We start from the raw sequence: 667 nt of genomic DNA on the forward strand, positions 1-667 counted from the left end.
GCCGGACACCGCGTCGGCGCCCAACGTCTCGGGCGGGGCGCCGCTCACGGAGTTCCTGACCCTGGCCGACGGTGAGCGCGTGGTGTGCCTGACCACGCTGGACGAGTCGTCGCCCGGCCTGGCGCTGGGCACGGCGCAGGGCGTGGTCAAACGGGTGGTGCCCGACTATCCGACGAACAAGGGGGAGTTGGAGGTCATCACGCTCCGCGAGGGCGACGAGGTCGTCGGCGCCGTGGAGTTGCGCACCGGCGACGAGGACCTGGTCTTCATCACCAGCGAGGCCCAACTGCTGCGCTATCCGGCCGCGCAGGTGCGCCCGCAGGGGCGGGCCGCGGGCGGCATGGCGGGCGTGAAGCTGGGCGCCGGCGCCAGGGCGCTGTCCTTCGGCGCGGTGGACCCGGCCGTCGACGCGATGGTCTTCACGGTGGCGGGCGCGCGGGACACGCTCGACGGAGCGCTGCAAACGGCCAAGCTCACCCCGTTCGACCAGTATCCGCGCAAGGGTCGGGCCACTGGCGGAGTGCGCTGCCAGCGCTTCCTGAAGGGCGAGGACTGCCTGGTCATGGCGTGGGCGGGGGTGGCCCCGCCACGGGCCGCCAGCAACGCCGGCGCCCCGGTGCCGCTGCCCGAGCCCGACCCGCGCCGGGACGGTTCCGGCATCCCGCTG

At 74.7% G+C, this 667-nt stretch carries 1 protein-coding gene; it reads left to right on the forward strand.

The genetic code is table 11. The features are described from left to right. A partial coding sequence (locus KUM32_RS36615) for a DNA gyrase C-terminal beta-propeller domain-containing protein (protein WP_302185230.1) occupies positions 1 to 667 on the forward strand: 667 nt, incomplete at both ends.

The sequence above is a fragment of the Streptomyces sp. AC627_RSS907 genome (assembly GCF_019049165.1).